General features: G+C 67.1%; 19 protein-coding genes and 6 pseudogenes. 20 read left to right on the top strand and 5 right to left on the bottom strand.

Translation table 11 applies throughout. From position 1 onward, the window contains the following. The first annotated feature begins 224 nt into the window (after window positions 1–224). Window positions 225–884 carry an NADPH-dependent FMN reductase gene (locus ACWCQ6_RS14365; RefSeq protein ID WP_451088929.1) on the top strand — a complete coding sequence of 220 codons (660 nt, stop codon included), beginning with the start codon at window positions 225–227 and terminating at the stop codon, window positions 882–884. A 517-nt stretch (window positions 885–1,401) separates the two neighbouring features. After that, window positions 1,402–2,231, top strand: a pseudogene (locus tag ACWCQ6_RS14370) (ATP-binding cassette domain-containing protein); the annotation flags it as partial. A gap of 289 nt (window positions 2,232–2,520) precedes the next feature. On the opposite strand, the gene ACWCQ6_RS14375 reads toward ACWCQ6_RS14370, so the two are convergent. Next, window positions 2,521–3,039, bottom strand: a complete 519-nt coding sequence (locus tag ACWCQ6_RS14375) for a hypothetical protein (RefSeq protein WP_451088931.1) — start codon at window positions 3,037–3,039, stop codon at window positions 2,521–2,523. Window positions 3,040–3,697: 658 nt separating this feature from the next. After that, window positions 3,698–3,790, bottom strand: a pseudogene (locus ACWCQ6_RS14380) (IS5/IS1182 family transposase); the annotation flags it as partial. Between the two features lie 227 nt (window positions 3,791–4,017). Between ACWCQ6_RS14380 and ACWCQ6_RS14385 the strand changes: the two are divergent. Beyond that, window positions 4,018–4,278, top strand: a pseudogene (locus ACWCQ6_RS14385) (hypothetical protein); the annotation flags it as partial. Window positions 4,279–4,387: 109 nt separating this feature from the next. Here the strand turns inward: ACWCQ6_RS14385 and ACWCQ6_RS14390 are convergent. Continuing rightward, window positions 4,388–5,731, bottom strand: a complete 1,344-nt coding sequence (locus tag ACWCQ6_RS14390) for a hypothetical protein (RefSeq protein WP_451088933.1) — start codon at window positions 5,729–5,731, stop codon at window positions 4,388–4,390. A 411-nt stretch (window positions 5,732–6,142) separates the two neighbouring features. On the opposite strand from ACWCQ6_RS14390, the pseudogene ACWCQ6_RS14395 reads away from it, so the two are divergent. The 16 genes and pseudogenes from ACWCQ6_RS14395 to ACWCQ6_RS14470 form a co-directional block, all read left to right on the top strand. Continuing rightward, window positions 6,143–6,487 (top strand): annotated as a pseudogene (locus tag ACWCQ6_RS14395) (SDR family NAD(P)-dependent oxidoreductase); the annotation flags it as partial. A 171-nt stretch (window positions 6,488–6,658) separates the two neighbouring features. Next, entirely contained in the window at window positions 6,659–8,017 is a 1,359-nt protein-coding gene (ccrA, locus tag ACWCQ6_RS14400; RefSeq protein ID WP_451088935.1) for a crotonyl-CoA carboxylase/reductase, read from the top strand. After that, window positions 8,014–9,069: a 3-oxoacyl-ACP synthase III family protein gene (locus ACWCQ6_RS14405; protein WP_451088937.1), complete on the top strand. Its 1,056-nt coding sequence runs from the start codon at window positions 8,014–8,016 to the stop codon at window positions 9,067–9,069. The genes ccrA and ACWCQ6_RS14405 overlap by 4 nt, the downstream gene beginning before the upstream one ends. Window positions 9,070–9,121: 52 nt before the next feature. Continuing rightward, window positions 9,122–9,499 carry a lipocalin-like domain-containing protein gene (locus ACWCQ6_RS14410; RefSeq protein ID WP_451088939.1) on the top strand — a complete coding sequence of 126 codons (378 nt, stop codon included), beginning with the start codon at window positions 9,122–9,124 and terminating at the stop codon, window positions 9,497–9,499. Then, complete coding sequence (locus tag ACWCQ6_RS14415; protein WP_451088941.1) at window positions 9,478–10,461, top strand: acyltransferase domain-containing protein; 984 nt, start codon at window positions 9,478–9,480, stop codon at window positions 10,459–10,461. Before ACWCQ6_RS14410 ends, ACWCQ6_RS14415 begins: the two co-directional genes overlap by 22 nt. Before the next feature lie 252 nt (window positions 10,462–10,713). Further along, window positions 10,714–11,445: a class I SAM-dependent methyltransferase gene (locus ACWCQ6_RS14420; protein ID WP_451088943.1), complete on the top strand. Its 732-nt coding sequence runs from the start codon at window positions 10,714–10,716 to the stop codon at window positions 11,443–11,445. Beyond that, on the top strand, window positions 11,445–12,017 hold the full coding sequence (locus tag ACWCQ6_RS14425; RefSeq protein ID WP_451088945.1) for a pyridoxamine 5'-phosphate oxidase family protein: 573 nt from the start codon (window positions 11,445–11,447) through the stop codon (window positions 12,015–12,017). The genes ACWCQ6_RS14420 and ACWCQ6_RS14425 overlap by 1 nt, the downstream gene beginning before the upstream one ends. Beyond that, window positions 12,014–13,060 (top strand): L-threonine 3-dehydrogenase, encoded by a 1,047-nt coding sequence (tdh, locus tag ACWCQ6_RS14430; RefSeq protein WP_451088947.1) that lies wholly within the window; start codon window positions 12,014–12,016, stop codon window positions 13,058–13,060. Before ACWCQ6_RS14425 ends, tdh begins: the two co-directional genes overlap by 4 nt. Next, entirely contained in the window at window positions 13,057–14,088 is a 1,032-nt protein-coding gene (locus ACWCQ6_RS14435; RefSeq protein WP_451088949.1) for a GNAT family N-acetyltransferase, read from the top strand. Before tdh ends, ACWCQ6_RS14435 begins: the two co-directional genes overlap by 4 nt. 259 nt (window positions 14,089–14,347) lie before the next feature. Beyond that, entirely contained in the window at window positions 14,348–15,211 is an 864-nt protein-coding gene (locus ACWCQ6_RS14440; protein ID WP_451088951.1) for an SDR family NAD(P)-dependent oxidoreductase, read from the top strand. After that, window positions 15,211–15,936, top strand: a complete 726-nt coding sequence (locus tag ACWCQ6_RS14445) for an HAD family hydrolase (RefSeq protein ID WP_451088953.1) — start codon at window positions 15,211–15,213, stop codon at window positions 15,934–15,936. Before ACWCQ6_RS14440 ends, ACWCQ6_RS14445 begins: the two co-directional genes overlap by 1 nt. Beyond that, window positions 15,933–17,432: a flavin-containing monooxygenase gene (locus ACWCQ6_RS14450; RefSeq protein ID WP_451088955.1), complete on the top strand. Its 1,500-nt coding sequence runs from the start codon at window positions 15,933–15,935 to the stop codon at window positions 17,430–17,432. Before ACWCQ6_RS14445 ends, ACWCQ6_RS14450 begins: the two co-directional genes overlap by 4 nt. Continuing rightward, a complete protein-coding gene (locus ACWCQ6_RS14455) occupies window positions 17,429–18,265 on the top strand; it encodes an alpha/beta fold hydrolase (RefSeq protein WP_451088957.1) in 837 nt (278 codons plus the stop codon). Before ACWCQ6_RS14450 ends, ACWCQ6_RS14455 begins: the two co-directional genes overlap by 4 nt. Before the next feature lie 96 nt (window positions 18,266–18,361). Then, window positions 18,362–20,047 (top strand): aldehyde dehydrogenase family protein, encoded by a 1,686-nt coding sequence (locus ACWCQ6_RS14460; protein WP_451088959.1) that lies wholly within the window; start codon window positions 18,362–18,364, stop codon window positions 20,045–20,047. Window positions 20,048–20,177: 130 nt separating this feature from the next. Beyond that, a complete protein-coding gene (locus tag ACWCQ6_RS14465; protein WP_451088961.1) occupies window positions 20,178–20,984 on the top strand; it encodes a class I SAM-dependent methyltransferase in 807 nt (268 codons plus the stop codon). A 303-nt stretch (window positions 20,985–21,287) separates the two neighbouring features. Beyond that, window positions 21,288–22,042: pseudogene (locus tag ACWCQ6_RS14470) on the top strand (transposase); the annotation flags it as partial. A 986-nt stretch (window positions 22,043–23,028) separates the two neighbouring features. On the opposite strand, the gene ACWCQ6_RS14475 reads toward ACWCQ6_RS14470, so the two are convergent. Further along, window positions 23,029–25,245, bottom strand: coding sequence for an NACHT domain-containing protein (locus ACWCQ6_RS14475; protein ID WP_451088963.1), 2,217 nt, complete (start codon window positions 25,243–25,245; stop codon window positions 23,029–23,031). After that, on the bottom strand, window positions 25,232–25,702 hold the full coding sequence (locus ACWCQ6_RS14480) for a hypothetical protein (protein ID WP_451088965.1): 471 nt from the start codon (window positions 25,700–25,702) through the stop codon (window positions 25,232–25,234). Before ACWCQ6_RS14480 ends, ACWCQ6_RS14475 begins: the two co-directional genes overlap by 14 nt. A gap of 568 nt (window positions 25,703–26,270) precedes the next feature. On the opposite strand from ACWCQ6_RS14480, the pseudogene ACWCQ6_RS14485 reads away from it, so the two are divergent. Further along, window positions 26,271–26,417, top strand: a pseudogene (locus tag ACWCQ6_RS14485) (IS630 family transposase); the annotation flags it as partial. Window positions 26,418–26,584 lie beyond the last annotated feature (167 nt).

Below are 26,584 nucleotides of genomic sequence, written 5' to 3' on the forward strand. Positions count from 1 at the left end.
CCTCCCGTTCGTCGGGAACCCACTCGCCCAACGTGCAGATCGCCTACCAGATGGCCGTCGCCACCCCACCGTGACCAGGCCGACGGCCGTGACCGTGCCTGGGCTCCTCCCTCCTTCGGGCGAGCTCTTCCGGCTCCCTGGAGGGTGAAGGCCTCACCATGGAACCAATGGTCCGCGTGGTGCCCGGGCCAAGCACGGGCCCCTGCGACGAAAGGACGTACCACATGCCCACGGAGGCCCAGCCCGGCCCGCTGCGGGTGCTCGTCTTCGGCGCCGCGCTGCGGGCCGATTCATCCAACGCCCGCCTCGCGTCGCTCGTGGCCCGGCTGATTTCCGACACCGGAGCCACCGTCGACCATGCTGCGATGCACGATTTCGGCATGCCTTTGTACGACGGTGACGCGGAGGCCGCCGAAGGGCTGCCGGACGGCGCTCTTTTGCTGCGTGACCGGATCGAACAGGCCGACGCCTTCGTCATTTCCTCCCCCGAGTACAACGCCTCCGTGCCGGGCCTGCTGAAGAACGCGATCGACTGGGTCTCGCGTGTCCGGCCTCAGCCGTTCAAGACCAAGCACGCGATGCTTGTCTCCGCCTCGCCGTCCCTGGTCGGCGGCAACCGAGGGCTGTGGGCGCTGAGGGTCCCCCTGGAGCACCTCGGTACCCGTGTCTACCCGGACATGTTCAGCCTCGCCAACAGCTACCAGGCCTTCGCGGAGGACGGAACGCTGATCGACCCGGGGCTGCAGCAACGTCTGTCCGAAACCGTGGCCGGTTTCCTCTGCCTCGTCGAAGCCGATGTGCGTTACGTCTGTCTGGAGCGCCGGTGGTACGAATTCCTGGGCGACCGTACCGAGGCGTCCATCACCCAACGGGCCGAGGAATGAGCCCGGCCGAGGGGCCGGCGCCTGGTGTCAGCTGATATTCCGCCGGGCCGGGGTGTCCAGGCGCACCCGGAGTAGTCCGGCGAACTGCTGACAGGAGCCGGTGTCGAAGGCGGAGGCGCAGAAGAAGAAGGGACTGACCCGGACCGGCTGCTCCCCCCCGGCCGACCCGGGCTCCTTCTCCATGGCCGTGCCCCGGCCGCCTGGCCAGGGCGCAGGGGAATGGGGGGATACCCCGCGTCCCGTTGAGCTACGACCGTGCGGTGCTCGCCGGCGCGGGAGAAGTTGTTCGGCAGCCTGGTACGCCTTCTTGGCGACCGTGGTGCGACCGCATTGAATCGGGCCATTGCCGCCGCCGTGGCTCCGTGCGGTGCGTGCCGTCGCCGTGCAGCTGCTGCACGGTTCGGCCTGGTTTTCAGGTTGGCCGGAAACCCTCGGGGATGCGGCCAAGCGGGCGACCATCCATCGAACGGGGGCATTTCAAATGCCCCACGCCGCACGCCTGGCGCGAACCGCAACCGACAAGGCCGGCGGGTTCCGCCTGCGCCGGGGTTCGCTCCGTCCGGAGGCGCCGCAGGAGATCGTGATCGAGTCGGCAACACACCGTTACTCGGGGAAGGACGGCAACGCGCTGTCTGACGTGTCGCTCACCTTGCGCCGCGGTGAGGTCACCGCCGTGGTCGGATTCAACGGCTCGGGGAAGTCCACGCTGTCGAAGCTGGTCAGCGGCCTGTACCTGCCCACCGACGGGCAGATGCTGTGGGACGGCGTACCTACCAGCGACCCGCCGACCCCCAGGCGCTGTGGGAGCAAGTGGCCCTGGTTCCGCAGGACTACGCCCACTGGCCGCTGACCGTACGCGAGAATGTGACCCTGGGGCAGCCCACGGCTCGCGGTGACGAGGCAGTGCGTGAGGCATGCGAGGCTTCCGGCGCCGATGAGGTCGTCGACAGGCTCGGCGCCGGGCTGGACACGCTCCTTGCCCGTGAATGGCTCAACGGGGAGGAACTCAGAGGAGGTCAGTGGCAGCGCATCGCCCTGGCAAGGGCGTTCTTCCGGGAGGCCGGGCTATTGGTTCTTGACGAGCCGACCGCGAATCTCGATCCCCGCGCCGAGTACCGGATCTTCCAGCGGCTGCGGGACCTGGCCCGGGATCGGGTGGTGTTGCTGGTGACCCATCGCATCACCAACGTTGCCGTGGCCGACCGGATCGTCGTGCTCAACGAAGGCAGGGTTGTTCAGGAGGGCACCTACCAGCAGCTCGCCCAGCAGCCCGGGCTGTTCCAGCAACTGCTGTCCTACCAGGTCTCGGCCGAGCCGGACGGCGAGAAGGACGGGACGCGCACATGAGCCGGCCCAGTGCCCTTGCAGATGCCCGAGCCGGCGTGAACCCGCCCACCACCCCGCGCTTCTTCGACCACCCCACCCTCGCCCGAGGCGATGACGTGCCGCCCACCCGTTCCCACATTCGTAGGACCGCCGAGGCGTATCTGGAACGGTATCCGGATGAGCGGCGGTCTCTGGCCGGGTTGCTGTCCGTCCTGGACAGTAACGACGACCCGTGCAGTCGTGCCACGCTGCCCGGCCACGTCATCTGCAGCGGCCGGCCGGCCCTCGGGACGGGCCGAGGGGGACGGCGTCAGGCGGTGGGCGCGGGGCAGGCGGCCTGGGCGTTGAGACGCCGGAGTGCCGCCTCGGCGAGCAGCGCCAGCGAGGCGAGGGCTAGCAGGGGCTGCAGCGGCGCCCAGTAGCTGAGTGCGCCGCCCGTGCCGAGCAGCAGCAGGACAATCTTGTTGCAGACCGGGCAGCCCACGGCGAAGAAGGACAGCACGCCCCCGATCGAGCCGAGCCGGCCTCCGGGGGCTGTCCGCGGGCTGGGCCGCAGGTACGTGCCGAGTACCAGCCCCGAGAGCAGCGCGGTCAGGACGAGGGCCGGGTAGTTCCACCACTGGACGGGGATCTCCCGGCCGAAGAACGCGTTGGGGACGACGGCGGTCGGCACGCCGACGACGGCGGCCGCGGCAGCGGCGAAGGCGGCTGCGGCCGCCCACTGCCGGGGCTCCCACAGGCGCAGTACGCCGAGGGCGGTGCGCAGGGAGCGGCTGCTGCTCCCGACGGCTGTTCGGACAGGTTCGGGCGAGGTGGGTGACAGGCCCATGAAGGTGTCTCCGTTGCTGAGAAGGGACGCGGGTGCGGAGCCGCTTCCGCACCTTCGGAGCCCAGGGAAGGGCTCGGAATGGGGTGTGGGGCGGCGCGGGCCGGTCTAGATCCTCAGGACGGAGACGTGCGGAGGTGGTGCCTTGGCGGGTGGGTCCTCGCTGTATGCGGGCCACCGTGCGGCCTGCAGGGCCGGAGCCCCGCCCAGGGAGGGCAGTTCCGCCGCGGCAGGCGCTGCGAGGTGGGGGCTGCTCGACTGCTCCGGCGCTCGGCGTTCAGGACAGGAACCGCTCCTGGCGTGCGAAATCTCGGTGGAGTCCGTGGCCGTCTCACCGGCGGCGGGCACGGGAGCATCATGTCCTGCGGGCGCCTGGCCTCCGGCTGGCGCGACGGACAGCGGAATGCCGACCGAAGGCCCGCGGGGGGCCGCTTGGCCGGACCCACCTTGCAGGCCGGTGTGCCCCTGGACGCACAGCTGGACGAAGAGAAGGGCGACCAGCAGCAGGAGGACGGAACTCATCGACCGGTCAGTCGTGCGTGCTCGGCGCAACGCTCCTCCTTCCCGCCGGACGGGACGTCTGGCACTGTGGTCGTGCTCTCGCCAACCGTACTTGTCCGGTCAGCGCGGCCAGCGCAGGGGTTGCCTCCGACATCGAGGTGCTGGTGATGCTCCGCCAGGCCTTCAACTTGTTGATCACCCGCTCGACGGTGTTGCGCTCCTTGTACAGGTCCGTGTCGTGGCTGACGGGCCGCGGGTGGGGAGGGTGCGGTGCTGGTCACGGCGACGGATCTCCCCGGCCCCGCCCGCCCCACGCTCCACAGAGAGGCTTGATCTGCCTCGTGCTGCTCACGCTCCTCGCGCTGCTCGAGCTCACCGCGTGGCCACCCACCGCGCTCGCTTCCTTCCCAGCACACCGATCCCTGCTGCTCATCCACGCTCAGGGCCACCACCAGCGGGCACACAGACCACGGATCCGCCATGCAGCAGCTCATCGAGTCCCGTCACCAACTGAACGGACCACAACGTGTGATAGACGGGGCGGCGGCAACGCTGCTGACGAGGGATGCCGCGCGCTTGCGTCTGTTCGTTGACCACGGAGGTCTGATCCAGCAGATCCGCGAGCGCGCGCAGACCGGGACCGGGCAGCCGCTGCTGCTGCGGATCTACTGGTTCGACGGGGCGCCGGACCGGGTGCCCCAGCCCGAGCACCGGCGCCTGCGGGTGATGCCCCGGGGCACGGGAATGGCATACGGGTGAATATGTCCCTGGATTGGTCGAACCTGGCTGCTCCGCAGGCATGTATTTGATCATGCAAGATCCGTTTGATGTCGCCGCCGTCATAGCCAATTCAGCGCAGGGGTGCAGCGCGGTCCAGGAGGGCTGCTGCAGGCCGGTGACGGTGGTGGGGCACGAGGTGCCGGCGCATCACGTCCAGGCGGCGGGCGGCACGGACAGAGCTGAGGTAGGGGTAGTTGTCTAGGAAGTGTGTCCAGTGGGTGAGGGCGGCGTCGAGGTGGCCGTGGGCGAGGAGGGTTTCGGCGAGGTGGGCGTGGGTGAGGGTGCGGGCGTGGCGTTCGGTGGGGGTGCGCAGGCGCAGTGAGGCGGTATAGGCGCCGATCGCATGGGACCGGTCGCCGAGGGCGGCCAGGGTCTGGGCACGCTGGTAGTGCAGGGCCGCCAGCGGATAGGCGGTGAACGGACCGGGAGCGGAATCGGCCTGCTGGTGGAGCCGCTCGGCCTGGTGGAGCGCGGTCAGGGCGGTGTGCCGGTCCTCGGGTGCGGCGGTGACGGCGAGGTGGGCCTGGGTGTAGGCGCGGATGATGCGCGGAGCGTCGCGGGCGGCGTCGGCGGCGCGCTCGGCGAGGTTCATCACTGCGGGGGTGTGGTGGCCCAGATCGTGGGCGTGGGTGGCCATGGTCCGCAACGTGATCGCGAAGACTGCCCGGTCACCGGCATCGGCGGCGAGGCGGGCGGCGGTGTGGTGGTAGCGCTGGGCCAGAGCGTCGGCCCCACTGTCGGCGCTCATCGTCCCGAGCAGCATGATCAGCTGGGCGGCTCCTGTGAGCAGCTGCCGGTGTGTGTGCTCGGCGGCGGGGGCCTGTAAGTAGCCGGCCACATCATGGCCGAGATAGGCGGCCAGCGCGGTGCGGACATGACCGGAGCCGTGGAGCTGGGCGGCCTCGGCGAAGACGCGCGCCATGGTCTGCATCTGCTCGACCTCCCCCCGCCCCGCCCGGCCTCTCGGACCGTCTGAACCCGGCGCCGGCCCGGCCAACGGTTTGGCGTCGGGCGACCACACGACGGGAACGGCCAGCATGGCCAGGCTGTACACCCCGGCGTGCAGCAGGCGGCGCCGTTCAGGGTCGAGGTGAGCGCGAGTGAGTGCAGTCAATAGGCGCAACGGGTCAGCCTCCCAGGATAGATCGAGCATCGTGCATGGGGGGCGGCTCAGGCCCGCCTCCACGGCGCCCACGGGCCGCCCAAGGCGCCGGGAGAGCACCTCCAACAGCAGCTGCGGCACCGGCGGCCGGGGTGTGGTGCCGGACAGCCAGCGCGAGACCATGGAGCGGTCGCAGGCCAGCTGGCGTCCGTGCTCGGCAGCCACCTGCCGCAAGGCCGCAGCGAGCTGGGCGCCGCTCCAGTCGGCCTCCGCAAGCAGCGTCCGCAGGCGGGTATTGGGTGTCTTCGGCACTTCTTCCCTCTCTGGCTCCGGTCAACTAGGCCACCCTTGCCCGGAATTCACAAGTGCGCAATGGTGCAGCGGTTGCAGCGCATTCACCGCCTCGACCGTCTGTCTGTCGAAACATCCGTGCGGTGTACTGGTTGTCGTCTTCAACGGCAGGCGCAACCCGCTGTGTTCGTTTTGGCCGCTACCTGCCCCGGACCCGGGTGCAGGACGGGCTGATGGCCATGGCCACCGTCGCACCCGCCCTGGCTGACCCGAGCGACCCGCCGTGAACGTCGCCTGGGGTCACGTGAGCAGGTACTGCACCACAACCACTGGAGCTGTGATGAGCGTTCTTGATGTCTTCCGGATCGACGGAGCCCGGGCACTGGTGACTGGCGCATCCCCCTAGGGCCTATCCGACCCTGATCCGCCGGACAGGCCCAGGCCGCTTCCAAGGCCGGACAACATTCCCTCACGCCCAGCCTGGCGGCGGGATGGGCACGGCAAGGCATCCGGGTCAATGCCATGTGCCCCGGCTGGGTCCACACCGACATGACCAGCCTCGCCTCCAACACCGACGAACTCTCCGACTGGCTCATGGCGCATGTCCCGCCCGGCCGTTGGGGTGAGCCTGAAGAAGTCGCATACGCGGTGCAGTACCTGGCGTCGCCCGCCTCCGCCTTTGCCACGGGCCACTCCCAGGGCATCGACGGTGGCCTACCGGTCCCCGACGCGGGCCTCACCGGTATCCCCAAACCCCTTTCGCCCTTCGCCATGTAGTACCTGCTGCCACGGAAGCTCAATTGGCCACTAATAGGCCGTCCTGAGGCGTTCATTCCCACCTCATCACGCAAGATCGGAGGTACACCTATGTCAATCCTTCCCAATTGGGACAGTGAGCAGGGCCAGAATCTGTGGAGCACGAGCGCATCAGAGCCGAGTGGCCACACCGTGAAGGAGATTCTGGACGCGATCCAGTCGCCGGAATCCACTCCCGCCGACTTCGCCGCACTTCCCCTGCCCGACTCGTACCGCGCGGTGACCGTGCACAAGGACGAGACCGAGATGTTCCACGGGCTCGCCACTCGCGACAAGGACCCCCGCAAGTCGCTGCACCTGGACGAGGTCCCGGTGCCCGAACTCGGGCCGGGCGAGGCCCTGGTCGCCGTCATGGCGAGCTCGGTGAACTACAACTCGGTCTGGACCTCGATCTTCGAGCCGATGGCCACCTTCGGCTTCCTGGAGCGCTACGGAAAGCTCAGCGAACTCACCCGGCGCCACGACCTGCCGTACCACGTGATCGGGTCCGACCTCGCGGGCGTGGTTCTGCGCACCGGCCCGGGGGTGAACGCCTGGAAGCCCGGCGACGAGGTCGTTGCACACTGCCTCTCGGTCGAGCTGGAGTCCTCGGACGGTCACAACGACACGATGCTCGACCCCGAGCAGCGCATCTGGGGCTTCGAGACCAACTTCGGCGGCCTCGCCGAGATCGCGCTGGTCAAGTCCAACCAGCTCATGCCCAAGCCGGATCACCTGAGCTGGGAGGAGGCGGCTGCGCCCGGTCTGGCCAACTCGACGGCGTACCGGCAGCTCGTGTCGCGCAACGGCGCCGGCATGGAGCGGGGCGACAACGTGCTGATCTGGGGCGCCAGCGGCGGACTCGGTTCGTACGCCACGCAGTTCGCCCTGGCCGGCGGCGCCAACCCGATCTGTGTCGTCTCCAGCGAGCAGAAGGCGGAGATCTGCCGCGCAATGGGCGCGACCGCGGTCATCGACCGCACCGCCGAGGGCTACAGGTTCTGGAAGGACGAGCACAGCCAGGACCCGCGCGAGTGGAAGCGGTTCGGCAAGCGGATCCGGGAACTTACCGGCGGGGAGGACGTGGACATCGTCTTCGGGCACCCGGGCCGCGAGACCTTCGGCGCCTCGGTGTACGTGACCCGCAAGGGCGGCACGATCGTCACCTGCGCCTCCACCTCCGGCTACGACCACGAGTACGACAACCGCTACCTGTGGATGTCCCGGAAGCGGATCATCGGCTCGCACTTCGCCAACTACCGCGAGGCCTGGGAGGCCAACGGCCTGGTCGCCAAGGGCAGGATCCACCCCACGCTGTCGAAGGTCTACTCCCTGCAGGAGACCGGCCAGGCCGCGTACGACGTCCACCACAACCTGCATCAGGGCAAGGTCGGCGTCCTCGCCCTCGCCCCGGCCGAGGGCCTGGGCGTACGCGACCACGAGAAGCGCGCCCGGCACATCGACGCCATCAACCGCTACCGCCTACAGGAACAGGACGGAGATCTCTCATGACGAGCACCTTCTACCGCCCGGGCGCTGGCCCCGCCGACGGCATTGCCCTAGAGGAAAACGGGAAGCCGGGGTCGGTACCGGTCGGCATCCGCTCTCTGGGCGCCTACGTACCGGGTGGGGTGGTCACGAACCAGATGGTCGCCGATTGGGCGTCGACAGAGCCCGAGTGGGTTGCCGTTGCGACCGGCATCATGGAGCGCCGCGTCGCCCCGGTCAGTGAGTCCACCTCCGCCATGTGCGAGCCGGCGGCCCGCGAGGCCATGGAAGGCGCAGCCGGGCCCATCGACGCGCTGATCCTCGCCACGTCCACTGCGGACCAGGTCACCCCCGCCACCGCGACGGCCCTGCAGCGCCGTCTCGGGCTCGACGGTGACGGCATGGCCTTCGATCTCAATGCCGCCTGCGGCGGCTTTGTTTATGGTCTCGCAGTGGCGCGTGGCCTCATCAGCACCCTGCCGAACGTGCAGAACGTCCTCCTCGTCGGAGCCGACCAGTACTCGAAATACGTCAACCGCTCTCACCGCGCCACCGCGGCCCTGTTCGGCGACGGTGCCGGTGCCGTGACGGTCGGCCCTGTCCCCGACGGCTACGGCATCCAGGGTGTGGCGCTTGCCGCCTACAGTGAGTTCCACGACGAGGTCGGCATCATGGCCGGCGGCACCCGTGAGCCCCTCACTCCTGAGGTCCTGGAAGCGCGCCGCGACAAGCTCCACATGAACGGCAAGGTCGTACGCCGGGTGTTCGTCGAGAAGGTCCCCGCCCTCACCCTCCAGGCAGCCGACGAGGCTGGGTGGAAGCTTGCAGACATCGACCGGTTCGTGTTCCACCAGGGCAACCCGGTGATGCTGCGGGAAATCGCCGACACCCTGGGCATCGACGCCGACCGGGTCGGCGTGACCGGCGACCTGTACGGCAACACCGGGTGCGGCTCCATGCCCCTGACACTGCACCACATGAACCGCGTCGCGCCGCTGCGCCGCGGCGAGAAGATCCTGTTCGCCGGAGCAGGCGCCGGCATGACGGTCGGGGCGGTCGCACTCACCTGGTGGTGACCGGCCCATGCCCTCCCGATCCCACTCGACCCCAGAACAAAGGACACCGAACATGGACAAGGCCTCAATGCCGCCGGCTGACCCGCTTCTGCTCGCCGGCACCTGGCAACTGCTGTCTTTGACCGGCACGGAGAAGGGCGAGATCACCCACCCGCTTGGTGAAGACGCCCACGGCCAGATCATGTACACCACGGACGGCTGCCTGTCCGCCCAGATCGGCGGCTCGGGCGGATATGTCGGCTACGCCGGACGATACGAGCTCCACAACGATGTGGTCGTCCACCACACGATCGTCGGCAGCTCCCCGCAGTGGGAGAACACCGCGTTCTCCCGCACCGTGGAGTTTCGAGACGGCCTGCTGATCCTGCGCGCCGAACCAGCAAACGGCCTCCCCGCCGTGACGGTCGTATGGAAGCGGGTGAGCCGCTGATGGACGGCTTCCCGCACATACACGACGAAGCAGTGGTCTACCTTGCCGCCGGGCAGGGAACCGACCCAACCGGGGCCCTGGTCAGCCTCCGCGAAGGCACGAACACCGCCCTTCCGGCCGGATCATGGGGCGCGGCGGACGAGGTCCTCGCAGAGGTCACGCAGGCCATGGGCTGCTACGGCTACCAGGCACACGACGCACTTTATGACGTGCTCCTGGGCCGCAGGCCGGCCGACACGGCACCGCATGGGACGAGCATGCTGGCGCAGTTCGCCGCGTCAGTGGCTCTGTCCCGGATCCTGGCCCGGGCGGGCACCGTGCCGTCACTGATCGTGTCGCAGAGCCTCGGCGAGTGTGCTGCCTTGGTCGCAGCCGGGGCGCTCACCCTCGCAGAGGGCACCCGTCTGGTGTGCGCACTGAGCGACGTCTACCGCAGCCCCGGGACCCGGGGGGCCCTCGTGCTCGTCCAGGCCGGGGAGGAGGAGACACGGGCGCTCCTGGCTCGCACAGCGCGCGATGATCTCGCTCTCGCCTGCGTGAACACCCCCCGCCAGACCGTCGTCAGTGGATCCACCGATGCCGTGGCAGATCTGATGGGGCTCGCCGGACCCCGCCGCAAGATGCTGCCTGTGCCCCTGCGCGCACATGATCCCGCCCTGTGGGAATACCGGGACCGCTTCCTCGGCCTGATCGGGGAAGTGGACCAACAGCCCCTGCGCGTGCCCGTGTACTCGTCGACTCAACGCCGGTGCTACACCGACGCCGAGAAACTCGGCGACGCTATGGCCGACAACTGGGTGATGCCCGCCTATTCCCTCGACGCATTCATCCGGCTCGCACCGCCCAGGGGCCGCCTGTTCATCGAACTGGGCATCGGTCGCACCCTTGCCCACTCAGTAGCAGAAGTACTCCCCGGGGCCCGCACCCTGACTCCTCTCGACCCACCAGGTGCAAGCCGATAGGCCGGCAACGTCACCCGACATCACGGCCGACGCCGCCATCAACGGTCGTGGCCCTGTTTCATAGGCGATCGCCCATGAAACAGGGCCCAGCCCGATACATGACTGATGCCGCATACACCTCCTGTGCCTCCAGCTGCGCGCCTTTCCACATGCCGCGGCGATCGTGTTGCGCAACCGAGCGGGAGCACAGGCGCGGAGACCTGACATATCGCAAGCCCCTCGAAGTCAACCCTTAACCAGAGGAGACTGACAGTGAGCAGCCAGTTCGATCAACTCGCCCCGCTGTATGAGGAGTTCTCCCAGACGCCCTTTCGCCGGCATCTGGAGATCCCTTCCGTGCTGCAAGCGGTCGGAGCACTCAAGGGCCTGCGCGTCCTGGACCTCGGGTGCGGCAGCGGAACCTACAGCCGGCTGCTCGCGGAGCAGGGCGCCGACGCGGTGGTCGGGATGGACGAGGCGGAGGGCATGGTCGCCCACGCCCGACGAGCCGAGAAACGGGAGCCCAAGGGAATCACCTACGTGGCCGGTGCCCTGCCGGAGGCCATGGTGAGCTCCTTCGACATCGTCCTCGGCGTGTATGTGCTGCCCTACGCCACCACGTACGAGGAATTGACGACGATGTGCCGTACCGCGGCGCGGGCACTGCGGCCCGGGGGCCGGTTCGTGACGCTGCCGGTGAACCCTGCCTTTCACCCAGACCCGGACTACTACGCCTCCTACGGTTTCCGCGTGTACGACCAGGGCTCCAGGGGCGATGGCGCGCCGCTGGGACTCGACCTGCTTTTCGGCCGGCACAACGCGCATGTCGCGGCGCGGCTGTGGAACACGGCCACGCTGCGCCGGGCACTGACCGAGTGCGGGTTCGGCGCCCCCGCCCAGCCCTCCCACCTGGCGACCGATGACGCCCCGGCGGGCTTCGGCGCGGACTATCTACGGGTGCCGCACGCGCTGATCCTCGACGCGGTCAAGGAAGAGGAACTGTGATGGCCCCGTCGCGGCTCGCGGCCGACCGGACGCAGCGGCTGGTAACGCGCAGCAACCTCCTGATCGAGCAGGCCCGTTTCATGACCCTGGCCACGGAGGGCCCGGACGGCGCGTGGGCGTCGACGGTGAACTTCGTGCCGCTGCGCGGTCCGCTGCGCCTGCTGTGGTACTCCCTGCGGGCCGCGCGGCACTCGGTCAACATCGAGGCCGACGGGCGGCTGTCCGCGTCGTTGTTCATGACCGGGATCGACAATGAACTGGGCCTGGACGGAGCCCAATTCACCGGGACGGCGCGGGCGGTCGGCGCCGATGAACTCACCACCTTGAGCCAGTGGTACTACGAGCGGAACTTCGCCGACCCGCAGGTGCGCGAGCAATGGCGTCTGGACAGGGCGGAGTTCGAGGGCTGTGGGCCCCGACGGTTCTACGTCGTCGATGTCGACGAATGGTGGCTGTTCGACCTCGAAGGCTGGCTGGAGGACAAGAACGACCGGCGGATCGCCGTGCCCCTGGACCATCTCCACGCCCCGCTCCCCGGCGAGGCTGCCGCCGAGGATGTGGATCGGCTGTGAAGGCGCTGGTCAAGACCACGGCGGCCGCCGGCCTGAGCTATGTGGACGTACCGGAGCCGACGATGGGCCGTGAGGACGTCCGCATCCGGGTCCTGCGCACGGGGATCTGCGGCACCGATGTGCACATTCACCGCTGGGACGGCTGGGCGCAGCGCACCCTGACCCTGCCGCGCGTGGTCGGGCACGAGTTCGTCGGGGAGATCGTGGAGGTGGGGGCAGGCGTCGGCGCGCTGAGACCGGGGCAACTCGTCGGGGCCGAGGCCCACCTGACCTGTGAACGCTGCGCCCACTGCCGGGCCGGGGCGAGGCATCTGTGCACGGGGACGCAGGGGCTCGGTGTTCAACGCGACGGCGTGTTCGCCGAGTTCATCACGCTGCCGGCCCGGAGCATCTGGGTCCACGCCCCCGGCATCTCCCTGGACGTGGCCGCGATCTTCGATCCGTTCGGCAACGCGGTGCACGCCGCGGACACCTTCGACCTGGACGGCCGCACCGTTCTGATCACCGGCGCCGGGCCGATCGGCGCGCTGACCGCCGCGGTGGCCGTCCACCGCGGTGCCCGGCTGGTGGCGGTCACCGACGTCAACCCGTTCCGGCTGAAGCTTGCCCAGACACTCGGCGCCCATCACGCCGTCGAGGCCGCCCCCGGAGCTGTCTCCCGCCTGCTCGCCGACCTCGGCAGGGACACCGGCTTCGATGTCGCCTTCGAGATGTCCGGAAACCCCCAAGCCCTGCACGAAACCCTGTCCTGCGTGGACCGGGGCGGCCATGTCGGACTGCTGGGTCTGCCGCCGGAACCGGTGCCGGCCGACTGGGCCGATCTCTCCCTGCACATGATCACCGTCCACGGCATCAGCGGACGGCGGGTTTTCGACACCTGGCACAGCATGCGCGACCTCCTGCGAGACGGGCTCGACCCCCAGCCCGTGATCACACACCATTTCCCGGCCGACGAGCACGACGAGGCATTCGCCGCGGCCGCCGAGGGCAGCGCCGGCAAGGTCGTACTCACCTGGTCCGAGCCGACAGGAGCCACGGCATGACCCGCACTCCGACCGACCGCCTCACCGTCACGGCCCACACCTCGATCGACGACTGCGGCGCGGAATGGGACACCCTCATGAACGCCGCCGACGCACCCGTCTTCTACCGCCGCCCCTTCCTGCGCGCATTCGAACAACACCCCCTGCACCCGGTGCAACAGACGGCCTACCTGCTGGTGCGGGACCACACCGGACGGGCGGTCGCAGGACTCCCCGCCTATCTGCAACAGCGTGTCGACCCCATGCGCGTCCTCGCCGACCACCTGCCGCAGACCGTCGACATGCCAGTCGTCTTCAGCCACGTCTGGCACTGCTTCGACACCGTCCTGCCCCTCCACCCCCAGGCCGACGACACCGCCGCCCACACGCTCCTGAGCGCCCTGCGCCGACAAGCCACCGCCTGGGACGCGACCCTGATCGGCCTGGCCAACATCGACGCCGCCCACCCGCACACGAAGATCCTGGCCCAAGCGGGCCTGCACCCCGTCGAGATCGACACCGGCTGGGGCCTCGACCTGCGAGCAGTACCCGACTTCGACACCTACCTCAACGGCCTCGGCAAGGCACCCCGCCGCAACATGCGCCACGACCTGCGCAACGCGCAGGACGCAGGACTGACCACCTCGTTCCACCCGCCCCACGAAGCCGACCTGGACGGCTTCGTCCGCCTCGCCCGCGCCACCGCCGCCAAGCACCACAACTCCGACTACTACCGGCCCGGCCGCTTCCAGGACTTCGTCCGTGCGCTCGGCAACGACGTACGCGTCCTCGAACTGCGCATCGACGGCCACCTGGTGGGCTCCGCGCTCGCCCTCGTCGACCCCACCCGGCTGCACTTCTGGGCGTGCGGCATCGACTACGACGCATGCCCCGGATTCAGCCCCTTCTACATCGCCTTCGCCGAACTGCTACGCGAAGCCATGGCCAACCGCCGCCCTTGGTTCGAAGGCGGCCGGCGCAATCCCGTCTTCAAACGCCGCTACGGCCTGACCCCCCGCACCCTCACCGCCTGGACTACACCGATCTGAACCCCGCGCTTCCATGAGCGTGCTCGTCCATGGCGGTTGGTCGGCGATGTCTGCACCGGGATCCAGTTGGTGCCGACGACGGACCTGATGACCCGGAGGAAGTGACCGCTGTGGCGATCGCCGACATGGAGCCGACGTCCCGTACCGGCCCGGTCTCCGATCGATGACCGGGTCGAGCCACAACCACCGGCAGGCCGAGAGGACAGTGCCTGCCCGGAACCTGACCACCCGTCGCCAAGGTTCGACTGAAGGAGTGGAGATGACATCCCGGCAGAACAAGACCCTGCGTGACCGCCTGACCGGTGCGGCCTGCCTCGTCACCGGAGGTGCCCAAGGCATTGGTTGGGCCGTGGCACGCCTCCTTGCCGAGCATGGCGCGATTGTCCACGTCTGTGACATATCGAGGAGTGCTATCGAGGCCGTGCGCTCCACGGCATCGTCCGGATCCTTCCACTTCGAGCAGGTGGACGTAACCGACCGGCACGCCCTGGAGGCGTGGATATCCGCCTCGCACAGCCACCATGGGCGTGTTGACGTACTCGTGAACAATGCGGCGTACAGCCGCTGGGTAGACGACGTCGACATGAGTGATGACGACATCGAACGCACCATGCGGACCAGCTTTGACGCTATGGTCCACGCGACCCGCGCGGTGGTCCCTTTGATGCTTGCTGGCGGAGGCGGGCAGATCATCACGATGGGATCGCTGGCAGGGAGCGTCTACGTCCGCGGTCCTGCTGCAGCGTACGCCGCGGCCAAGGCGGCAGCGGAGGCGTACAGCCAGATACTGCGCCTGGAACTCGCCTGTACCCCCGTCGACGTGACGCTGGTGCGCCCCGGGGCGGTGGCTGGTACGAATTTTTTCCGTCACGTGTCCTCCCGGAGAATGTCGCGGCTCAGCGACATCTTCCCGGCGGCGACACCAGAGCAGGTCGCACGAAGTATCGCCAAGTCCCTGGTCCGACCACGTCCTGTGGTGAACGTCCCCGCCTACGTGCCGTACGTCGCGGCTTTTCACGCGCTCGCGCCGGAAAAGCTGAGGCGGCTCGTCGAGCTCAGCGGTGAATCGAGGCGTGACTATTCAATGGCGAGGGATCACCGCATCGGGAGACGGGAAATCTGATGAAGATCGCACTTCTGGATATGGACGGCACACTCACGCCCACCGCGCTGGGGATGGCCATGCTCGGATCCCAACGTGCCACGAAGCTCGTAAACCCCGCGGCGATGAAGGACCTCGGACGACTTTACCGGGATGCCCGGATGTCCGTCACGAACATGTACGCGCTCTACGAAAAATACGCTCAGACGCTGGCCGGCCTGCCCGAGTCGGCGATACAGGAGCTGGCGGAGGAGGTGTGGCAGCGCGAGAAGATGTCCATCTACCCCCATACGAAGCCACTGATCGACACACTCCATCTGGCCGGGTATCACACGCTTCTCGTCTCCGGGAGTCCGGACGAGATCGTGCGTCTGGTCGCCCGGGACCTCGGCGTCCATGCCGGGTACGGAACTCGACTTGTCCGCGCCGAGGGCCATTACACCGGTCATATCGAACTGGCTCCTGCGCTGCCGGGAGGAAAAAGGGCGGTACTGGAGGAGGCGGTGCAGCCCAGGACAGTGGACTGGACTGTCGCCTACGCGCTGGGAAACTCCTGGCCGGACATCGAGGTACTGAACCGGGCCGGATTGTCGCTGCTGTTCGAGCCGCACCCCCATATTTGTGAGGCCGCTCGGTGGTTCGGAATCCGGCAGGCGACTCGTCGAAACGTGCTGGAGCAGACTCGGGAGCTTCTGTCGGCATCACTGACCGCGTCAACGCGCGACGGTGGAGGGCAAAAGCGATGAGAGGTCGACGAAAGGCCCGGATTGCGATCATCGGCGCCGGGGTCTCCGGGATCTGCCTCGCGGCCAAGCTCAAGCAGTCCGGCAACGACGACTTTGTCGTATACGACAGGGGGAAGGCCGTGGGGGGAGTGTGGCGAGAAAACGTTTATCCAGGTGTTTCATGTGACGTCCCGAGCAGGATCTACTCCTTCTCGTTCGCACCGAACCCTGACTGGGATTCCTATTTCGCCCGAGGAGATGAGATCCTCTCATACCTCAATAGGGTGGTGGAAATGTACGGAATCGGCCCTCATCTGAGACTAGGGGAAGAGGTGGTAGAGGCCCGGTTCACCGCAGGGGAGTGGAGAGTGCTGACGTCCCGGGGGGTGGAGTCGCGTTGGGATTTCCTGATATGTGCCACAGGGCTGCTTGTCCAGCCGACCCTGCCCGAGTTGGAGGGGAGGAGTGCCTATCGGGGGGTCATGATGCACTCCGCTCAATGGGAAAGCGGCGTGGATACACGAGGGAAGCGCGTCGCGATCATCGGCACGGGGGCGACAGGAACGCAGATGACCTGCGCACTTGCCGCGGAGACCGAGCACCTCTATCTGTTCCAGCGCACCGCGCAGTGGGTCTTCCCGAAGCCCACGCAGCGGTACTCCGCGATCGCGAAGAGAATTCATCGCGTGGTCCCGGGCTTTAGCCGGCTCGCAGATCGGTTCTGGCGGGTGGTCTTCCAGGGAACAATAAGTGCGGCAGTGGTCAGAGCGGGGTGGCAGAGGAGGCTGATCGCGGGGGTCTGCCGGCTGTCCCTTGGGCGGGTCCGTTCCCAGGAGCTGCGGCGACTGCTCACACCTCCGGACAACCCGATGTGCAAGCGGTTGGTGGCGGCTTCCGGGTTCTACCGGGTCGTGCAGCAGGATAACGTCACAGTAATCGGTGAGGAGATCGAGAGGATCACGGAACGGGGGATCTTGACCCGTGACGGTGTAGAAAGGGAAACGGATGTTATCGTTTTCGCCACGGGGTTCCGCGCAGATACCTTCATGCGTTCGATGAAAATAGTCGGAAAATCCGGAAGAACACTTGAAGATTTCTGGTCCGACGGCCCCAAGGCATATCAGACGGTCGCGATGCCGGACTTCCCGAATTTCTTCATGCTCGTCGGCCCGAACAGTCCGTTCTCAAGCGAGTCGGTCATGCGCATCGCCGAGACGCAGTCAGATTACGTCCTTCGCTGGATAGAACTCTTCGAATCCGGTGTCGTTGCGGAGATGTCCCCCACCCAGGAAGCCTCGGATAAATTCAACAAACTTCTGCGGAGTGGCATGCCGGGTACGGCCTTCTCGTCCGGGTGCGCATCCTGGTACCACGATTCCCAAGGAGGTCTGATGGTCTGGCCCTGGACGGTGAGAGCGCATCATAAAATGCTGTCACGGATTCAGCTGTCACACTTCGACATCCGACAATACGGCGAATCCAGCAAATCCGGGTCAGGAAGCGAGAGTGGCTCATGACTGCGAAACCTTCCCTGCTTTTCGTTCATGGACTGGGCGCTGACAGGACATACTGGGGTAAAGTGCGCAGCCTCCTTGCCCGGTACGAGTCGTACGCCTATGACCAACGTGGAAACGGGCAAACCCCATTGGGAAACGAGGAGCTCACACTCGATCGGCTCGCGGGAGATCTCGGTGCCGTCGTCCGGAGTTCCCCCCTGCCGGGTCCTGTAGTTCTCGTCGGACACTCGGCCGGAGGTGCCGCCATCCTCAGGCTTGCCGCTCTCGAGCCGACGCTGTTCGGTTCGGAGTCGGAGATCGTCGGCGTGGTCTTGGCCAGTGCAGCCCGCCCGGATCTCCGCTGCTCGGTGAGCGGGTATCCAGGACGCTTCCTGGAACGGGCTCTGCTTTCTCTGCCCAGCGTCGCTCTGAGGAATGAGCGCGGCGGATATTTCGGCCGATTGGTGGCACGCGGTGCGATGAAGGCAATAAGGGTGATCAGTGCTTGGCGGTGGCCCCTCTACGGGGCTGACGCTTCCAGGGGTGCTCGATACGAGTTCTCGACCATGCTTTCGAGAACTCCGCCGTACACGCTGAGCGTCATGCTTGGACTGCTCTCCAGGTTCTCGCTGCCGGATCTCGCCGCCCTGAGGAGGGTTCCGGTCCTGATAGTAGCTGGCGGGGGTGACAGAATAGCTTCGCGTAAATACATGAGGCTACTCTCCGAGGAGCTCCCGTCCGCTCGGTTGGCCGTGATCCCTCGCGTCGGCCATATCCTGCCTCTCGAATGCCCGGAAGAATTGAGCGGAGAGATCCAGAAATTCCTGGACACGTTTTGCAAGGAGAGGAAATGATGCTGCTCCCAGTGCGAACTCCGGCCGAGAACGGGTATTTGGGAAAACGGGTGTACGCTCGGGAGGTGGCCTGTCGTGGATAGGATTGTTCCGGGCATGGCAGTCATGGACGAGGCCGTGCACGCACTGCGGCGAAACGCCTCTTCATGGGCTGCCACTCCGCTTGAGGAGCGCATCGCCCTGCTCGAACGACTCGTACCGAGGATCCTCGGTGTGGCCTCGGACATGGTCGCAGTGGCAGCCCGCGCGAAGAGCTATGCCCCAGACTCCCCGTGGGCGGCCGAGGACTGGGCCGGCGGCCCTTGGGCCCTGCTCCAGGGCGTCAGTGCCCGCCTTGAGGTGCTGCGTCGTATAGCAAAGGGAAGGGACCCCGTGGAGTCCCACGCGGTGCGCATCCGTGACGGACGCATTGCGGTCGACGTCTTCCCCGCCACGGGGTGGGACCGAATCCTGCTCAACGGGCACCGTGCCGAGGTGCGGATGCAGGAGGGTGCCACGCCCGAGAGTGTTCGGGCTGGTGCGGCAAAGGAATACCGTGGCGGTGCGAGCCCACCTGGCGTCGCGTTGGTACTCGGAGGCGGCAATGTCGCCTCCATCACCGCGCTCGACGTTCTCCACAAGCTCTACACCGATGGTCAGGTCGTTGTGGCGAAGACACACCCGGTCAACGCCTACCTTCGGCCCCACCTCGAGCAGATCTTCAGCGAGTTCGTCAAGCGCGACTGGCTGCGGTTCGTCGACGGAGGCGAGGCGGAGGGCGCGTACCTCACCACACATCCGGGTGTGGACTCCATTCATGTGACAGGAAGCGACCGCACTCACGACGCCATCGTGTGGGGCACCGACGCTTTGGCAGAGCAGCGGCGCCGCGAAAACACTCCCCTGGTCAGCAAGCCTTTCACCAGCGAACTGGGTGGAGTCAGCCCCGTCATCGTCGTACCCGGAGACTGGAGTGACACAGACTTCCGTTTCCAGGCCGAGCACATTGTCACCAGCAAGATGAACAACTCGGGCCACAACTGCGTCGCCAGTCAGGTTCTCATCGTGCCGTCCGGCTGGACCGGATCCCAGCGGCTGCTGGACGAGATCCGTCTTCTCGCACGTGCGCTTCCAACGCGCGCCAGCTACTACCCCGGCACCGAGAACCGGCTGGCCGACGTCCTGGCCCGCCACCCGGAGGCCGAGATCCTCGGTACCACAGGCCTCGTCCTGGTACCGGAACTGCACGACCACAACGACCCGCTCATCACGGCCGAGATCTTCTCCGGCGCCTTGGGGGTGGTCAAGCTTCCCGGCGACAGTCCGCGCGAGTTTCTCCGCCACGCGATCGACTTCGCCAACCACGTCCTGCCCGGGACGCTGGGCGCCACAGTCCTCGTCCACCCACGGACGGAAAAGGTTGCATCCCCCGCCGTCCGGGACGCCGTGGCCGCGCTGCGCTACGGGACCCTGGGCGTCAACTGCTGGCCAGCGGTGGGGTTCCTACTCGGTTACACCCCCTGGGGCGCCTACCCCGGCCACACCCGCCAGGCAGTCGGCAGCGGCACCGGATTCGTGCACAACGCCTTCATGTTGGGAGAGATCGAGAAGACCGTGCTCCGCGCACCCTTCGCACCGGCCCCACGTGGCCTCCTCGCCGGTTCTCCGTCGCTCTCACCACGCCCGCCGTATTTCGCCACGAGTCGCACCGGGCGCGCGACTCTTGAACGACTCACCCACTTCGTCGCCGCACCGCAGGCCAGGCGCTTGCCGGCTCTCGTCTTCTCCGCGCTCAGGAGCTGACGCAAGGCCGAGCACTTCCTTGCCTTCATCAGCATCGCCCGCACCCTCATCTGCTACCGCAGACTCACCAAATCAGATGACTTCTGAATTGCCATACCCGACTGCCTCGGCACGCAAGGAGCACTGAACGATGACCAGCAATCAGCCGCAAAACCCCGCGTACGGGTACAATGAGAGTTCGATCGGCCATCAGGTGCACAGCGAACTCGAGAGGCTTCGCCGCCTGGAGGGCGCGCTGGATCCCGAGACCATCAGCCTGCTCTCCGACTGCACGGTACAGCCGAACTGGCGCTGTCTGGAGCTGGGGGCAGGCGCCGGGTCGATCGCGTACTGGCTCGCCGGGATGTGCCCTGAGGGGCGCACCACCGCCGTCGACCTGGACACCCGCTTCCTCGACCAGGGGGCCTTCCGCAACCTCACGATCAGTGAGCGGGACGTCCTCGAGTGCGACTTCGCTCCGCAGTCCTTCGACCTGATCCACACACGGCTGCTGTTGTTTCACCTCCGCCAGCGGGAGGAGATCTATCGGCGCGCCGCTCAGTGGCTCGCTCCTGGTGGATGGCTCGTGACCGAGGAACCCGTGATCATCGATGATCGCGAATCGCCCTACCCAGAGTTCAGCAACATGACCCGAGCCGTCAGAGCTCTCTTGGGAAGGCACGGCGCGGACTTGCGGTGGTCGAGGTCCCTGCCCGGTCTGGCCCTGCGGAACGGCCTGGCCGACCTGTCCGTCTCCGCCCGGATAATGCAGTGCGGGCAGGGGGGCGCGGGTGACCGCCACTGGACGTTTATGATCAACCAAATGCGCGATCCTCTGATATCCGCAGGACTCCTCTCGCAGGAAGAGTGGCAGGCGGGCATCGATCCCTTCAACGATCCGGCCTTCATGGACATCAGTCTGGTCATGATCTCTGTCCGGGCGCGTCGCCCTGTCTGACGGCATGCCACGTGAGGCAGGCCGGATCGGCCTCGCCATCGCAGACGGCATTCACGATCTCTGGCGGGGGTGTGAGTTGAGGTGTGGAGTGTGTGTGAGCTGGGCTGCTGCAGATCCGGTGAGAACGGGGCGTGGTGCCCTTCGGCCTGGTGATGAGCTGGCTGACCTGGGGTTGTGTCAACTTTGTTGACAACAAGCGGGCTTGTCGCATGTAGCTTGCTGCGTCTACTGACTTCGGCTCGGCAGGGTGAGCTTTGTCGATGTGCCTGATGGGCCTGGGGTGCGGGCTGTATCTCGTGTTGTGTGAGGTACGCGGATGGGGGCGGGCCGACCGCTGCGGGGCGGCAGCGTTTGGAGGCCGTACGGCGGCAGGCGGCCGGGTTGTTCGAGCAGAAGATCAAGCCGCTGGAGGTCGCCCAGCGTCTCCGTGTGAGCAGGAAGTCGGCCTACCGGTGGCACCAGCTGCGGCGGGACGGCGGGATCGAGGCCCTGGACTCGCGCGAGCCGGGCGGATCACGGTGCCGTCTGTCGCCGCGCTGTCTGGAGAAGCTCGCCGCGTATCTGGAGGAGGGGCCGAATGCGCACGGCTGGGTGGAGGACCAGGTGTGGACCGCTGCGCGGGTGGCCACGCTGATCGGCCGGAAGTTCCGACCTGGGGACGACGCGGACACACCCCGGTCGTGACGGTGAGTGGACGCCGCTCGGGGCGGCTGTCGGTGGCCGGGCTGATTGCGATGCGGCCCGGCTCACGGACCCGGCTGTGCCATCGGCTGATCGCGCACCCGGCGGGCGAGGGCAAGCGCCGCAGCATGAGCGAGCGCGACTTCATCGCTCTGCTCGACGGCACCCACCAGCTCATCAAGGCACCGATCGTGTTGGTCTGGGACCGTCTCAACACCCATGTCTCCCGCACGATGCGAGAGTTGATCGACGCACGGGCATGGCTGACGGTGTTCCTGCTGCCCGCCTACTCGCCCGACCTGAACCCGGTCGAGGGCGTGTGCGCCCACGTCAAGCGCAGCCTGGCCAACCTCGCTGTCGTCGCCCTGGACGCGCTTTTGGACGGCTGCGAGGTGAATCTTGCTGGTCAGTCCGCTACGGGACCTGCCGAGCAGGGCTTCCTTCAAGCGGAGCCTGTGCCCGCCGGAGTCGGAGTGGACCTCGTACTCGGCGTCGTCCTCGCGGTTGAGCTCGCTGGCGGAGAAGACAAACCAGCGCCGCACGTCGGTGACCCGGGCGGTCCACTCCTTGTCGAGACGGGTGTGCTCCGGGCGGCCCTTGAAGCGGTCGAGGCGCGCCTTGACTTGGAGGAACTTCTCTTCGGTGTACGCGTCATCGGCGTCGTTCCAGAGCGCTTCGCGGGTGCAGGCGCGCAGGTCGTGCAGGCGACTGCCGCTGCTGCGCAGCAGACGTGCTTCGGCGTGGCGCAGGGCGTCGTCCAGCATCTCCAGGAGGCCGTCGCCATCGGCTGCAGGCAGGAAATTCCTCAGGGCTTCCTCGTGCTCCGCCATGCCGCCGAGGTCACACTTCGTGATGGTCTGCGGGGAGTGTCAGTTGGAGAGCGTCATCCGAGCGTCAGTGGTAAAGGCCGTGCGACCTGGTATTTCTCGCTGGTAGTGGTTGCTGAATGACTGCTGAAACAGATGCCGAAACGCCATGTCATCTTCGTGCCGACTACCACGTCCGCGTCCTCGGTGGGAGAGGTCCTGCACGCATGAAGGACGTCGTCCATAAGACCCTGCGCGGCCTCTACTCCACGCTCATGGCCGCTGGCTGGGTCTGGCTCGGCATCTCCCCGAGCGACCCCGCCCTCCGGCCAGCGGTAGCTGAAGTCCGATATCCAGGCACCGGGCTGAGGTTCTTGATGCTGCTCGTTCGACTGCATGTGGAGTGGGTGGAGGGCCGCACTCAAGATGGCCTTCCGCCTCGCAGCGGCCCACGTGTCGGTGAGTTCGTCACCTTCACCCCGCACTCCTCATGAAACCGGCCCCCGAAGATCCTCGTCCAAGGGCGTCGACGTCCCCGCCTGCTGCGCCGAGCTTCGTCATCGGGCCGTTCCCTCCTGGTATGCATCGCTCAGGTGCTCCTGGAGCCGCGCGTGGCGGAACTGGTAGACCACGCCTTGCTGGCGTAGAACACCTCGCACGTAGGCGTCCCGCAGGAAGGCGTCCAGGTCCTTCGGTAACTGCCCCGTCAGACGAAGCCAGATCCGGCCCAGGACGACCCAACGCCCCCAAGCGGTCATGCTGCCGATTCCGAGCGCGACCGCGGCTCCGGCCGCCAGTCCGGCCCCGAGTCCGTTGAGGACACTGTTCCATGCGAACCCGAACAAGGTTCCGTGCCCGACGCCGATCACGAGCCCGACAGTGATGAGCTGCTTGAGCACCGTGGCGCGGTTCGTGTCCAGCAGGTCCGACGAGGCGTCGGCTTTCTCTCTCGGAATGACCTTTTCGAACCCGGCCCCGACGGCGGCGACGAGGCCCAGCACGAGACCCAGTCCGGTCCCTTCCGCGAACAGCAGCCCCGCGAACGGCCAGATCATGGACCAGGTGGCGCCCGCGAGGGCATTCAAGGCCGCGACTCCGAGTGCCCACACGAGCCCGAACAGGAGCCCGCCGACGAGCCCGCCCTGGACTCTGGGGCGGAAGTTCTTCCGCAGCCTCGACTTGTCCCAGCCATGACGACTGATCTCCATGCGCGACGGTTCGAACATCGGTCCGCCGTCCCGCATCTTCGTGGCGAACCCATGCATGAGCCCGAAGGTCAGCCCCAGCCCGGCTCCGTCCGCCAGGCCACTGAGGCCCGCCGACATGAGCCCGTAAGCGGGCCCGTACAAGAGCGCGTCTTCGGCCCCGAACACGAGTCCGGCCACAAGACCGGAGGCGACTCCGACCGTGACACCGACCCGCAGCATGACCCAGCGCAGCTTCATGGCGGTGCCCAGCCGCCACCACTCGATGTCGGGCGTACCGAGCTTCGTCAGATGTGTGGCGAGGTAGCCGAGCCAGTGCCGGACGCGCTCGGTGTCCCAGCGGTGGTCTTGCGCCCCGTTTCCTGCCCCTCCCACGGACTCGATTTCCAGGAAGCGCTCATAGGCGGTACGGATGAAGAAATCCAGGAGGTGCTTCTCGAGGGCGTCCTGGGAACCGAACTTCTCGGTGTTCAGCAGCTCCGACGGGTCATGGCCGGACCGCCTCGACTCGTAGGCGAACCGGGCGAGTGTGGTCATCAGTGGGGTGGCCAGCACGGTGGCGAGATTGTCACTGGCTCGGGTGCGACGAGGGCTGCTCAACTCGTCCACCACGTGGCCCCACCCGGTCCGGCGGGCGGCGGTCGTGCCGTCGGGGGGAGCCGTGCCGGTGGCCTCGCACAGGTATCGGATGGAATCGTCCAGGCCGAGGTCGACCAATTCGATGGCGGCGGCGGAGGGCACGATATGACTTCCGTCCATGACGGCTTTGATCGCGTCACGGCGGCTGGTCACCACCAGTGGCAGGGTACTGCTGTTGAGCTGGTTCAGCGCGCGTTCATGCAGATCGACAGCGATCTCGTCGAACCCGTCCAGAATCGGCAGCACATAGCCGGTTCCCATCAGTTCTGCGGCCCATGTCTTCGTTTTTCTGGGGCCGGCATCGGCCAGATCAGGATAATCTCGTTCCAGCCGGTCGATCAGCCATGTTCGCAACGCGACAGTGCCGGGATTCCATGATCCCATACTGAAGATCACCGGAACCGACTCTTTGCGGTCGTGAGAGCGGCGTTCCAAGCGGGACTTCGCAAATTGCAGGGCCAGGACACTCTTCCCTGACCCTCCCCGCCCCAACACCATCAGCCAGCGGGAATCCGCCGTGATTTCATCCAGTCGACTGGTCAACCCCGTTAGAGGAATACCCGATGCCTCGCCCGGGATATCGCGGGTGTCTCCCCCGCTGCCGGGTGCGCTCCTGAACGCCGGCTGCCAGTGCACAGGCAGCGAGTCCCGGTCCGCCAACCGTAACTGTTCCACTTCTGACGTCAGTCGATGCAGGACGTCGCCCGCGAGCTGATCGGCCATGCCGGCCCGCTCCGCGTCAACGGGGCTGCGCCCGACCCGCATTTCACGTATGAGTCGAGAGGACAGCTCGTCCAGCGCATCCCCGGCGGAGGCCCCGTCGATGTAGAGCGTGACGACGATGTTGTTTTTGCCGGTCACCACAGGGCCCTCGATGTCCCTGGCCTGGACCGATCCCTCGCCGGGAGGAGGCTGGTCAGAGGTGAGCACGGCGGGAGCTCTCTCCTCCGGACCCGGTGTGAGGTTCGCCGAGAGCGACGAACGTCGCGTTATTGCCGGTGATGACGGGTCCCACGATGCTTCCGCCCACCGCCACGCTGCCCTGGCCGGTGGCCTGCACGGTCGGGCGCTGAGGCAGCATCGCCGACAACTCCGCGGCGAAGCCGGGGTCTTCCCGCAGGGCCTTCTCGATCTGGAAGCGCAGTGCGGCCTGCGCGTCCCGTGCGTCCCGGTCCTCGCCCGGCTCGGCCAGGTCACTGACGGCGGCCTCGACCGACGCGGCGTCGGTGCCACGGTTCAGGATCCGAGCGAGCAGCCGCTGCCCCAGCCGTACCGTCTCACCGGCCGCGAGGTCCTCGGCCTGGGTCAGCACGCTGACGCCGTACGCACCCACCGCCGCTTCGACAGCGGGCACGATCTGGCCGAGTAGAGCGTCGACACTTGTCACCAGGGCCCTCCCTTGATCCGCGTACATGGTTATTCCCGGGCGCAGGGGTGAATCCCCTGGTGCGGGACATCCGGACCTCAGAGTAGCGCCGGCTCAGTGTCACAGTCGGTGAATTCGGGCGCCAGTACGAACCTGTGACGTGGTATCAAGTGTGCTGCGGAAACGCTCCGCGCAGCGAAGATCAAAAAAGGTCAGCACAAGTCCTTGACATGCAGTCATTCGTGTCAGTCCACAAGGGAACTGGAGCCGTCCGCAGTACGTCTTTCCAGGAGTGGTACGGACATGCTGGACGAAATTGCCCAGGCGCCACGGATTCGGTGCCGAGCAGGCGATCAGAGCAGCGTGTCGATCTTCGGGAAACAGGAGTTGTTCTGTAATCGAACACCTCAGTAGTGGTCGGAGTGGAACTCATGAGTACCAGGTGCACCAGACCAAGGATGAGGATCATCCTTCGGACCGTGACGGCAATGGCGGCGGCGACCGGAATGGTGGGCGCCGTCGGGGCCGGTACGGCATCGGCGCGACAGCTTGCGCGGACATTCGGCTTCGCCGTTGGTGCGGCGGCGGCTACCGCCGGGCCCACGGCGTGACCTACTTCCACGGCTGATACTCCGTCGGCGACGACCAGCTGTGGGGCGTCAACCGCCGCCGCAAGGGCACCGCCAACAGTATGGCCGCGCTGAAGTCGATCCGCGCCGCCCGGCCCGACGGCGCGGGACGGCGGGCGGCTGGTTCTCGTGCCTGTGCCGCTGACTCGGGCAAGCCTTCCGCTGACGGCGCGGGCAAGCCCAAGGCGCGTGCGAACCCCAGTGGGGCCCGGGCTATAGTTGATCTTGAGGGCGCGGATCGTTTCGGCGGTGTTGTTGCCTGTGCGTTGGTCGT

The sequence above is a fragment of the Streptomyces sp. NPDC001880 genome (genome assembly GCF_053594575.1).

Coding starts and splice junctions, on each gene's coding strand:
- ACWCQ6_RS14365 (WP_451088929.1), top strand. CDS start 225: ATGCCCACGGAGGCCCAGCCCGGCCCGCTGCGGGTGCTCGTCTTCGGC.
- ACWCQ6_RS14375 (WP_451088931.1), bottom strand. CDS start 3,039: ATGGGCCTGTCACCCACCTCGCCCGAACCTGTCCGAACAGCCGTCGGG.
- ACWCQ6_RS14405 (WP_451088937.1), top strand. CDS start 8,014: ATGACGAGCACCTTCTACCGCCCGGGCGCTGGCCCCGCCGACGGCATT.
- ACWCQ6_RS14410 (WP_451088939.1), top strand. CDS start 9,122: ATGGACAAGGCCTCAATGCCGCCGGCTGACCCGCTTCTGCTCGCCGGC.
- ACWCQ6_RS14415 (WP_451088941.1), top strand. CDS start 9,478: ATGGAAGCGGGTGAGCCGCTGATGGACGGCTTCCCGCACATACACGAC.
- ACWCQ6_RS14425 (WP_451088945.1), top strand. CDS start 11,445: ATGGCCCCGTCGCGGCTCGCGGCCGACCGGACGCAGCGGCTGGTAACG.
- ACWCQ6_RS14435 (WP_451088949.1), top strand. CDS start 13,057: ATGACCCGCACTCCGACCGACCGCCTCACCGTCACGGCCCACACCTCG.
- ACWCQ6_RS14440 (WP_451088951.1), top strand. CDS start 14,348: ATGACATCCCGGCAGAACAAGACCCTGCGTGACCGCCTGACCGGTGCG.
- ACWCQ6_RS14445 (WP_451088953.1), top strand. CDS start 15,211: ATGAAGATCGCACTTCTGGATATGGACGGCACACTCACGCCCACCGCG.
- ACWCQ6_RS14450 (WP_451088955.1), top strand. CDS start 15,933: ATGAGAGGTCGACGAAAGGCCCGGATTGCGATCATCGGCGCCGGGGTC.
- ACWCQ6_RS14455 (WP_451088957.1), top strand. CDS start 17,429: ATGACTGCGAAACCTTCCCTGCTTTTCGTTCATGGACTGGGCGCTGAC.
- ACWCQ6_RS14460 (WP_451088959.1), top strand. CDS start 18,362: ATGGCAGTCATGGACGAGGCCGTGCACGCACTGCGGCGAAACGCCTCT.
- ACWCQ6_RS14465 (WP_451088961.1), top strand. CDS start 20,178: ATGACCAGCAATCAGCCGCAAAACCCCGCGTACGGGTACAATGAGAGT.